At 36.4% G+C, this 9,348-nt stretch carries 13 protein-coding genes; 1 reads left to right on the top strand and 12 read right to left on the bottom strand.

Features of this window, described 5'->3' with window-relative positions; all coding sequences use genetic code 11:
• Window positions 1-116: 116 nt before the first annotated feature.
• The gene (gene agaF / locus ACESSZ_RS04945; RefSeq protein ID WP_008690595.1) at window positions 117-545 is read right to left on the bottom strand and encodes a PTS galactosamine/N-acetylgalactosamine transporter subunit IIA; all 429 of its coding nucleotides are present in this window, start codon (window positions 543-545) and stop codon (window positions 117-119) included.
• A gap of 18 nt (window positions 546-563) precedes the next feature.
• Entirely contained in the window at window positions 564-1,742 is a 1,179-nt protein-coding gene (locus ACESSZ_RS04940) for an SIS domain-containing protein (RefSeq protein ID WP_008690594.1), read from the bottom strand.
• A 317-nt stretch (window positions 1,743-2,059) separates the two neighbouring features.
• Between ACESSZ_RS04940 and ACESSZ_RS04935 the strand changes: the two genes are divergently transcribed.
• Window positions 2,060-2,608 (top strand): hypothetical protein, encoded by a 549-nt coding sequence (locus ACESSZ_RS04935; RefSeq protein WP_117547971.1) that lies wholly within the window; start codon window positions 2,060-2,062, stop codon window positions 2,606-2,608.
• A 228-nt stretch (window positions 2,609-2,836) separates the two neighbouring features.
• On the opposite strand, the gene ACESSZ_RS04930 is transcribed toward ACESSZ_RS04935, so the two are convergent.
• The 10 genes from ACESSZ_RS04930 to ACESSZ_RS04885 form a co-directional block, all read right to left on the bottom strand.
• Window positions 2,837-3,751, bottom strand: a complete 915-nt coding sequence (locus ACESSZ_RS04930) for a GNAT family N-acetyltransferase (protein ID WP_008690592.1) — start codon at window positions 3,749-3,751, stop codon at window positions 2,837-2,839.
• Between the two features lie 2 nt (window positions 3,752-3,753).
• The gene (locus ACESSZ_RS04925; protein WP_008690591.1) at window positions 3,754-4,056 is read right to left on the bottom strand and encodes an AI-2E family transporter; all 303 of its coding nucleotides are present in this window, start codon (window positions 4,054-4,056) and stop codon (window positions 3,754-3,756) included.
• A gap of 91 nt (window positions 4,057-4,147) precedes the next feature.
• Window positions 4,148-4,432: a helix-turn-helix domain-containing protein gene (locus ACESSZ_RS04920; protein WP_117547970.1), complete on the bottom strand. Its 285-nt coding sequence runs from the start codon at window positions 4,430-4,432 to the stop codon at window positions 4,148-4,150.
• A gap of 24 nt (window positions 4,433-4,456) precedes the next feature.
• The gene (locus ACESSZ_RS04915) at window positions 4,457-5,005 is read right to left on the bottom strand and encodes a thermonuclease (protein WP_117547969.1); all 549 of its coding nucleotides are present in this window, start codon (window positions 5,003-5,005) and stop codon (window positions 4,457-4,459) included.
• 37 nt (window positions 5,006-5,042) lie between these two features.
• Complete coding sequence (whiA, locus tag ACESSZ_RS04910) at window positions 5,043-5,981, bottom strand: DNA-binding protein WhiA (protein ID WP_117547968.1); 939 nt, start codon at window positions 5,979-5,981, stop codon at window positions 5,043-5,045.
• Between the two features lie 5 nt (window positions 5,982-5,986).
• On the bottom strand, window positions 5,987-6,934 hold the full coding sequence (locus ACESSZ_RS04905) for a gluconeogenesis factor YvcK family protein (protein ID WP_008690583.1): 948 nt from the start codon (window positions 6,932-6,934) through the stop codon (window positions 5,987-5,989).
• Between the two features lie 3 nt (window positions 6,935-6,937).
• On the bottom strand, window positions 6,938-7,792 hold the full coding sequence (gene rapZ, locus ACESSZ_RS04900; protein ID WP_008690580.1) for an RNase adapter RapZ: 855 nt from the start codon (window positions 7,790-7,792) through the stop codon (window positions 6,938-6,940).
• A 176-nt stretch (window positions 7,793-7,968) separates the two neighbouring features.
• Window positions 7,969-8,610, bottom strand: coding sequence for an ABC transporter ATP-binding protein (locus ACESSZ_RS04895; RefSeq protein WP_117547967.1), 642 nt, complete (start codon window positions 8,608-8,610; stop codon window positions 7,969-7,971).
• Window positions 8,603-9,067, bottom strand: coding sequence for a hypothetical protein (locus tag ACESSZ_RS04890; RefSeq protein ID WP_117547966.1), 465 nt, complete (start codon window positions 9,065-9,067; stop codon window positions 8,603-8,605). The genes ACESSZ_RS04895 and ACESSZ_RS04890 overlap by 8 nt, the downstream gene beginning before the upstream one ends.
• Window positions 9,068-9,102: 35 nt before the next feature.
• Window positions 9,103-9,336, bottom strand: coding sequence for a hypothetical protein (locus ACESSZ_RS04885; RefSeq protein ID WP_117547965.1), 234 nt, complete (start codon window positions 9,334-9,336; stop codon window positions 9,103-9,105).
• Window positions 9,337-9,348 lie beyond the last annotated feature (12 nt).

Here is a 9,348-nt window from a genome sequence, read left to right as displayed (position 1 = left end):
AACAAAGGAAGTATAAAAAAACAGAAGTAAATCCAAGATGTTAAATTTGGAAATACCCCTGTTTGTCGACAGTCTGAAACCGCATTGCATGCGGTTTTCTTATATATTATGATTTTTTAGATGCCGTCTGAAGATTCTTCCTGAACAACTGGTTTAAATTCATAACGAACTACCTGATCTTTTCCTGTGTTCATAGCCATTTCTGTTAAAGCCCCTAAGTCTTCGATGAAAGAACGGCCCATATTCACTTCGATCAGCATAGGCAGGTTAGTACCGGCTAATACTTCGACATTACCTCTTGGATATCCAACCATTACAGCTGTTTTGAAAGGAGAACCTCCACCAAGATCAGAAAGTACCAAAATACCATCACAATCTTTTAAAGAATCTAAAGCTTTAGTTAATTCTCTTTCTAAATCTTCTACTGAATATTCCTGTGGAAAGTCAACAGCTACATAGTTTTGTGGATCACCAGCAATTAATTTCAAAGAGCTAGTAAGACCTGTTGCGAAATTTCCGTGTCCGGTTACGATTAATCCTATCATGTTATTTACCTCCAACAATTATTTCTTTGTATATGGGTGCAAGATGACACCTTTTACTACACGGTTAACTTCTCCTGTAGGACATGGATTGTCTGGAGTAGAACCATATGCTAATGATTTGAATAATGCTAAAATCTGTGCAGCTACGATGTAGTTGAATCCTAAGAATGCATTGTCATGTTCATTTTTCAAGTTACAAGCATATGCATAATCAACTAATTCAACGATTTCTTTATCTTCTTTATTCATGATCGCAGCAATTTTATTGCCTTTACGCTGTGCACTCATTTCTTTAATCAAATCCACTTCATACTGGCGAGTATATGGATCGTCACTAACATAAACAACTGTTAATGTTTCATCATTGATGATTGATTTAGGTCCATGACGGAATCCCATTGGCGTATCAAACATTGTAGCAACTTTACCTGCAGTAAGTTCCAACATTTTCAGCTGACTTTCCTGAGCGATACCTTTTAAGCAGTTTGCTCCAAGGTAAACGATACGGTTGAAATCAAATCCATCAGCGATTTCTTTAAATGTATTCCAATCATTTGCGCAAGTATTTTCAGCAGCTGTGATAACATCTTCTAATTCTGCTTTTACTTCATCCAGATTATCCAAGCTGAAGCATAACAGCGTTGCTAACATCATGTTAGAGAAACTGCTGGTCATAGCAAAGCTTTGATCGTGTGTTTCTGGAGTTAAATTGATAGCATATGCATTATCACGTTTTGCAGCTGCTTTACTCAAAGCACCTTCTGCATTACAAGTGATGAATAAGTGATATACATTCTTACCGCATACTTCATCCGCAACATCAACAGCACCTACAGATTCTGGTGAGTTACCACTTCTTCCATAAGATACTAACAGGGTTGGTTTGTCCTGAGATAAATAAGCTTCTGGAGTTGCAACGATATCGGTTGTTCCATAAGATTTTGTTTTGTAATTTGTACGTCTTGCAACATACGTATAAATAGAGTTACCAACAAATTCACTTGTTCCGGCACCTGTCAGAATGATGTCATAATCTTCATTCTTTGTGACATTTTCAATAAATGCCTTTAATTCATCTTTGCTGTCTTCGATCTGTTTGATGGTTTTTCTCCACGTTGCCGGCTGCTGGTTAATTTCCGTTGCAGTGAAGGTTCCCTTCAAACTTTCCCACTGTGCTGAGTCTTTTCCAAAAATCATGTTTCATCGCTCCTTTTCTGAATTTTGAAATCCTTTTCATTACGACTTCATTATATCTCACGATAGTAAAAAAAACAACGCACTGTGCATAAAGTTGTTAAAATGTGCAAAAACCTCACTAATTTTCGATATTGCCTTTTTTATAGCGTTAATTATCCGCTGACAGCCTTAATAAATGTGAAAGAAGTGGATTCTGATATAGGATAAGAAAATAGGTATGCGATGCTTTAAAAAGCATTATTTTCTTTGTATTTCTTTCTTTTAAGGTAGACGAACTTCTTGTTTCCATATATAATAAGCGTTAGAGGTGATTTTTAATGGCTATAAAAGGCAGAAAAACCGCGATGTCAGCAGAAGACAATAAAATAGGCGGTCTTAATGTATATCATGATGAAAAAGGACGTCCCGTATATCTTAACCGTATGAATCATGTAGGTTATGTGTTAACAGATAAAACCAAACCATTCCGTACCTATAGTTCGCGTTTCTTTATCGGTGGCATTGCCGCAATCTTTGCATATATGTTTGAGCTTCCTTTGATTATGTGTATTTTCCTAGGTATTGCAGCATATGCGCTCATGGAATTCAAATTCCGTAAATTCCTGCAGACTTTGCCACAGATACCAAATTTCAAACCGGTTAATCACATGGGAACGATACAATCAGAAGCAAATTTAGATGCGAAAAAAATTATCATCAAGATCTTTTTATTTATCGCTTTATCTGTATTGCTGATCATCAATGCATATCAGCAAGGGTATGAAGGTGTCATCCTGTATCTGAATTGGGCAATTGCCGTTGCCGCTGCTATCATGTGTATAATTGAAATCAGAGCATTTCTATTCAAGAAAAACAACGTTGGTTAAGAAAAAAACTGTAATCAAAAGATTACAGCATAAATTCATTGAGAAAGAAGAGAATTCTAAACGGCTATTCAGCCATGTATAAGAATTCTCTTTTTATTTCTTGATTTCACAAAACAATCTTTTTAAAGCATACGGTATATTACAAAAAAAGCTAAAGATGATATTTTCATCCTTAACTTTCTAAATATCTTTTGCTTAGGCATCTGCCAGTTTTACACTTGACTGCCCCTAATAATACTCATGCAGCCATAATGGCTTTTTTAAAATGGCATACGCTTCTTTGGGCGTTTTTGCTTTGGCATTAAACAGCTTATTAAACAATGGATAACTGTTAATGCGGGCCATCATAAAGGCTGAACGTTTAGGTATCGCCAAGGTAAAGATTTTTTCAAGTTTTTCACTTTGACTGACTTCCACGATAATAGCCTCATGATCACCAAGTATCTCTTTCATCATCCGCTGTAAAGCAATCGACTCCATATAAACAGCCTCTTTCACAACGAGATCATTTTTCTGCATTTGATAAATCAAATACCCGCAAAGCGTCCCATGCGCATCACGATATGTTACCAACTGCTTAATTCCCAGAGTCAACTCTTTTAACAATGTTTCATAATAGGCCACATCTCGTTCATAATATCCATCAAAATGACGGATAAATTGCCGATACGCCTTTAACAACTCTTTTGCTTCAGCCTCATGTGCCACTCGCAGTGGTATGATCTTATTAAGGTATTCCCTTTGAATGAGATATTGTTTGCGTTCATATAGTACCTGAAAGCCAAATTGTTCATATAGTCGCGGATTGAATGCTTTCACCAATGTAATTAAATGGTTATGACTCGCCTCATCCAATGCACTGTTCATCAATTCACGCATATGTCCGCGGCGGCGATAATCGGGTAATGTGCTAACTCCCAATATATAAGAGATATTCAACAATTTACCTTGAAACCGCATGACGTGTGTATTCATTTGCAGACTGGAGATAATACGATGATCCTGTTCCTGTACCAAACAAACACCTTCATCAAATAAATGACGGAAATAGAAGCTTAAATAATTACGATTTTGACTTGGATAGGCATGTTTCCATAATTCATAAACCTCAGATTTGTCGTCTCTTCCAGCTTCCTTTACCATGCTTACCACGCTCCATTATCATCTTTTTCTTCCGTTTCTGTATATTCAACATCAATGATATCATCTGTATCACTTGTTCTACGCTGATTGTCATACCTACGATAGTCTTGAAAATCCTCTTGATCATAAGAATCCATATCATCTTCAAACTTTTCCATGTTTTTTTGAATTTTATGTTTCATATATAAAATATAGAAAAATAATGCCAAGACGATGAATAGAATAATCGGTAAAACAATTGGTAAAATCATAAAGAATACATAAAGCAATAAAATAGCTACAATAATATAGATAAGAATGTCCATGATATTCCTCACTTTCATCAAAATATTACAGATTCATTATAATATAAAATCTTTGTTCTGTATATGAAAAGAGGGATTTCGCCCTCTTCTTCTATAATAAGTCTTTTTCGTGTACACCCAATGCTCTCGCAATTGCTTCCACTACCCGCAGCGACACATTCCGAACACCACGTTCGATGTCGGAAATATAATGTTGATGAACATGGCAAAGGGCTGCCAGTTCTTCCTGCGTCAAATGTCGCTGTTTTCTCAATGAACGCACATTGCGTCCAAAGCGGGCTTCAATACGCAGTCGTTGATCTCCTCTACATTCTTTTTGCCGTCTTTCCAGCTCCTTTTTCGAAACATTGGGGGTACGTGCAATGTATGCCTGCATACACGCTTCCCACCTTTCTAGGTTCTATTGTATCATATTTTTATGACGTAAAGACGACTTTTTCGCTTTTTTATGAAAGCCATAATAGAGCAGCATACCTAACCATAAAAGAGTACATATTCCAAGATATATAGGCCCCTGAAAAGGATAACGCTTATGTTTTTTTTCTATCGTTGGTTTTGCCATCGTCTGTGTTGTTTTTGTTTCTGCTTTCTCCATTTGTTCCTCATATACATATTCAGGATTGCGTATTAATATATAAGCAAGACCCTGTGAAAGCAATTCTTCTTGTATAAGCGTTCCATCCGCAAACAGATATACACTTAGCTTTTCATTAATTTGTGTCGTAGGATCTATTTCCATTGTTACATGATCTGCCTCCATTAAGATAGAACAGGTTTTCTTCCAAGCATTTTCATTTTTTAAATGGATATTAAATAAAGAAAGATTTAATTTGCTTCCTTGACTCTCTGCGATAATCTGATTTTTTTGGCAGTCACTAATTTGTACTTCATAAGGCGTATTATGTAGAAAAGGAAAAAGTGCAGCTATTAGTATCATGAAGATTTTCATATCATCACCCTTTTTAGTCTGCACTTTTCTATTTAATTTATACCTTGCGGTACTGATCAGCCATTTCCTTTAATTTTGCCAAGCGATGTTTCATGCCCGATTTCGATATAGTTTCATCATATACATCTGCGCAATAATCACATAGCTCTAAAAGGCTGGCTTCCGGTAATTCCTTTCGCGCATAAGCAGCATGCTGAAGCTTTTCAGGCAATGCCTCTAAACCACGATAATTTTCAATCCATTGAATATCTTCCAATTGTTTTTTCCCCGCTGCCATACTTTTCATCTCATTTGCCAGCTCACAATTATCCAAACGTGTCAATGAGTTCATGAAATCTCGTTGAATACGACTATCTTCAAACGTAAAGACTGCATCGCTTGCGCCAATATAACGAAGAAAATCACCAATCTTATCACTGGCTTTTAAATAAATCACATCTTGATTGCGGCGTTTGATATATTTTGCCGGCAAATCAAAGCGGTTCATTAGCTTTTGAATAAACTTTGCCAACGCTTCATTGTTGGTACTGATTTCTAAATGATAATTTGCTTTATTCGGTGAATTAACGCTACCTCCAGCCAAGAAAGCTCCTGCTAGATATGCTCTGGCACAGCATTCTTTGCGCAACATACGGCTAGATGGATGAGCCTGCAAACCTTTTTCGGTGAATATTTCCAAATCCTTTAAGATTTCCATTGCTTTATTTTCCACACGTATCACATAGATATTATTTTTTTTCAGTTTCATCTTTTTGATAACAGAAAGTCGTGTCGTTACATCATAACGTTCTTTCACCAATTTATAGATACGTTTCGCCGTTGTGGGATTTTCTGTTTTAATTGTCAGATGCACCCCATCACTAGTGAAATTCATCGTTGAACACATTTGTAAAACAGCGCTCAATTCTGCTTTCATACAGCAAGGATGCAACTCATTCGCCGCTATTTCCGATTTAACTTCCGTCGTAAAAGACATCTACATCATCCTAACTCTTTTTCTATAACTTCCTGAATTACATCTCTAATCTTATCTGAATCATGACGAATCAGCTGATCTTCAAAACTTAAGACATCACGATATAATATTTCATAATCATGCTGCTCTTCCTTTACCTTGACCGGTTCACTTCCCATAGCTAAATATTTATCAAGTAATTCTTTGCTGACAACATTATTATGCGTAATGACAATATCTACGGCATCCGCAAAGGAATGACGCTGTAAAGCCCGAATATGATCTTCAACTGAGAAATGATCTGTTTCTCCCGGTTGTGTCATCGCATTACAGAAATATATCTTTTTTGCTTTATTTCTTTTTAATTCATCCACCACACCATTGACAATCAAATTAGGCATAATGCTTGTATACAAGCTGCCAATACCGTAGAAAATGATATCCGCTTCATGAATGGCTTGTAGAGCTTCTCTAGTAGCTTCAACATCATCTTGATAAAAAACCTTTTCAATACGATTGGAAAACTTAGGGATATTGCTTTCCCCGCGAACAATCGTTCCATCTTCCATAATAGCGTAAAGCGTAATGACCTGTAAAGAACTTGGTATAATATTTCCACGCACTTTTAAGAATTTTGAAAAGGCACGGATGGCCTCCATAAAACTACCGCTTGTCTGTGTTAAAGCAGTCAAAATCAGATTGCCTAAATTATGACCGCCGACATCACTGTCATCCCCGTCAAAGCGAAAATTCATCAGCGAGGTAAACATCGTTTCTTCCTCTGCCATAGCACACATCACACTGCGGATATCCCCCATAGCGGGGATATGAAATTGTCTGCGAATACGACCTGTACTGCCACCATCATCTGCGACGGTCACAATAGCGCTCAGGTTAATGTCAGGAATCTGTTTTAACCCTCTCAGCATAACCGATAACCCAGTGCCCCCGCCAATGACTGCTACATTTTTCATAGTTTAACCCACTTTCTTATCACGGTGTGATTTATAACAGGTATACTGATCACGATAATGAGAATACAGCCAATTGGTAATTGTCACACTGCGATGATGCCCACCGGTACAACCGATCGCTACCATAATGTGACTCTTATTTTGGTTTTTATATTGTGTGAAAACAAAATCTAAAAAGTTTTTTAAATGTCGGACATATTCTTTTGTCTGATCAAAACTCATCACATAATCATAAACCGGTGCATCATCACCCGTTTGTTTCTTCAGTTCCTCTATATAATATGGATTTGGTAGGAATCTGACATCAAAAACTAAATCTGCATCCATAGGAACTCCGTGTTTATAGCCAAAGGATACAAACGAAATCGAAAAGACACGGCGACTGTCTAACGCCAGCTTTTCCATCAACATGCTCTTTAATTCATGTTGATCCAATTTCGTGGTATCAATATGCATGATGGCATGTTCGCTTAAGGCATCAAACATATCGCGTTCCAATTCAATTGCCTCTTCTAAGGTTTTGGCCTTATGAAAGATGATCATGGGATGATGACGTCTTGTAAATTTGTAGCGCAATAGTAACTTCTCATTGCTGGCATCTAAAAAAACAATATGAATATTCACATCGATATTCTCAAAATACTGTAAAAATTTAGGATAATCCATTGCTGTTGTTGCCAAGGCAATGTTTTTATAGCGTGGATCCGGTTCGGTGTTGATAATTTTTCCCAGTGATGCAATTAACTGTACAGGGAAATTATCAATACAGTGATACCCCATATCTTCCAGAATACCCATGGCAGTTGTTTTACCTGCACCAGACATCCCGGTTATTAACACAACATTCTGTTCATTCATCTGTATCACCTCGCTATAAGTTTACCACAGCGAGCACACATTCGCTACTTTTTCTCACAAAAGAATCCTCTTTCCCTAATCATAAAAAAAGAAGCTGTTTCCTTCTTAGTAATCGGATAAAATCAATTACACGTAACAGCTGCTTTTACTGATATGCTCTTTATCGAAAATGATATTTATTCTTGCTTTTCACTCAACTCTCCGCTTTTCATAATTAAAACTTTGTCGCAAAGGCAATCAATATCTTCTTTATTGTGACTTGCAATAATAATTATGCATCCCGTATCTCTTAGTTTTTTGAATAAATCTCTAATTCGATAAATACTAATCTCATCCAATGCATTTGTAGGCTCATCCAATAATAAAACCTTTGGCTTCTCAAAAAGAGCTTGCGCGATTACCAGTTTCTGTTTCATCCCCAACGAATAAGTCTTTACTTTCTTCTTATCAGAAGGATTTAACCCTACATCTTCCAGTGTTTGCTTTATATCTTCTTCGCTGGCGATATGACGAATCATTGATAACATTTTCAAATTCGTAAAAGCGTCATACTGCGGCAACAAGCTCATCGTTTCTATGATAATTCCTGTATCTTCCGGAAAATCAATATCCTTGTGCAGCACCTTATCATCATATCTAATTTGTCCGGATGTCGCATAAATCATTCCCGCTAATGCTCTTAACAGCATTGTTTTTCCTGATCCATTTCGACCATACAAGCCATAAATCATCCCACTCTCAAATATATAGTTAATATTTTTCAAAACTTCTTTATCACTTAAAATTTTTGTATAATTTTCTACGATAATTTTACTCATTTTGCATTCTCCTTTCTCTTGTCAGCCCATAGTCCTTTCTTCGAACAACTGTTTCCCCTGCCACATAAATTAACCAGATTAGCGCAACATACTTGGCACAAACCATAAAATACATTATTAAATTCAAACGATTTGACCAAATTAGCTGAAATATATCAAGTTCTGAAAAAAGCACACTGCTTCGGTGATAACGAAACTCTGCCAACAACAGCATAGAAAGCCCAAAAGCAATGCCTATTCCTACTAGTTTAGAGCCATTACACAAATAACTAAAATAAAAGATTGCGCCAAATATTGCATAAGTTAACGTCCATATAATTATATTTAAGATCATCCCTAACAAATATCCGTTGTCAAACAACGAAAATACCTCTTGTAATTGTACAGTTATAAACAATAATTGCATTACCGCCAGTAAAGCACTAAAAAGTAAAGCACTGCTTACGATACTTTTCATTCCCTTTTTCAAATACGCTTTGCGTGAATACCTAATTACATAAAGTTCATTATGTAGTGGTAATCGATTGTCGCAATAAACAAATAAAACAAATTATAAACACTTAACATATATATAATATTCGTGAATCCTGATGACATCGAAATTACATTAAGCAATTCTTCAATTGTAGAATCAGAAGGCATATACCGATATGCCACATACCACCGAAGGCTTAGCACAAAAACTATAGCAATGATAGCGAGCAATGTCTTCTTTTTATTTGACATCCAATCCCCTCC

It is taken from the genome of Eubacterium sp. 3_1_31 (assembly GCF_964249515.1).
GTDB lineage: Bacteria > Bacillota_I > Bacilli_A > Erysipelotrichales > Erysipelotrichaceae > Longicatena > Longicatena caecimuris.
Note: the sequence above shows the minus strand (reverse complement) of the source record. Positions and strands in the feature narration are given on the sequence as shown.

Bases quoted from the DNA above. Each gene is read 5' to 3' on its own strand.
- ACESSZ_RS04895 (WP_117547967.1), bottom strand. From the start codon at position 8,610: ATGAGTAAAATTATCGTAGAAAATTATACAAAAATTTTAAGTGATAAA.
- whiA (WP_117547968.1), bottom strand. From the start codon at position 5,981: ATGTCTTTTACGACGGAAGTTAAATCGGAAATAGCGGCGAATGAGTTG.
- ACESSZ_RS04890 (WP_117547966.1), bottom strand. From the start codon at position 9,067: ATGAAAAGTATCGTAAGCAGTGCTTTACTTTTTAGTGCTTTACTGGCG.
- ACESSZ_RS04925 (WP_008690591.1), bottom strand. From the start codon at position 4,056: ATGGACATTCTTATCTATATTATTGTAGCTATTTTATTGCTTTATGTA.
- ACESSZ_RS04935 (WP_117547971.1), top strand. From the start codon at position 2,060: ATGGCTATAAAAGGCAGAAAAACCGCGATGTCAGCAGAAGACAATAAA.
- ACESSZ_RS04885 (WP_117547965.1), bottom strand. From the start codon at position 9,336: ATGTCAAATAAAAAGAAGACATTGCTCGCTATCATTGCTATAGTTTTT.
- rapZ (WP_008690580.1), bottom strand. From the start codon at position 7,792: ATGAATGAACAGAATGTTGTGTTAATAACCGGGATGTCTGGTGCAGGT.
- ACESSZ_RS04940 (WP_008690594.1), bottom strand. From the start codon at position 1,742: ATGATTTTTGGAAAAGACTCAGCACAGTGGGAAAGTTTGAAGGGAACC.
- ACESSZ_RS04905 (WP_008690583.1), bottom strand. From the start codon at position 6,934: ATGAAAAATGTAGCAGTCATTGGCGGGGGCACTGGGTTATCGGTTATG.
- ACESSZ_RS04915 (WP_117547969.1), bottom strand. From the start codon at position 5,005: ATGAAAATCTTCATGATACTAATAGCTGCACTTTTTCCTTTTCTACAT.
- ACESSZ_RS04930 (WP_008690592.1), bottom strand. From the start codon at position 3,751: ATGGTAAAGGAAGCTGGAAGAGACGACAAATCTGAGGTTTATGAATTA.
- agaF (WP_008690595.1), bottom strand. From the start codon at position 545: ATGATAGGATTAATCGTAACCGGACACGGAAATTTCGCAACAGGTCTT.
- ACESSZ_RS04920 (WP_117547970.1), bottom strand. From the start codon at position 4,432: ATGCAGGCATACATTGCACGTACCCCCAATGTTTCGAAAAAGGAGCTG.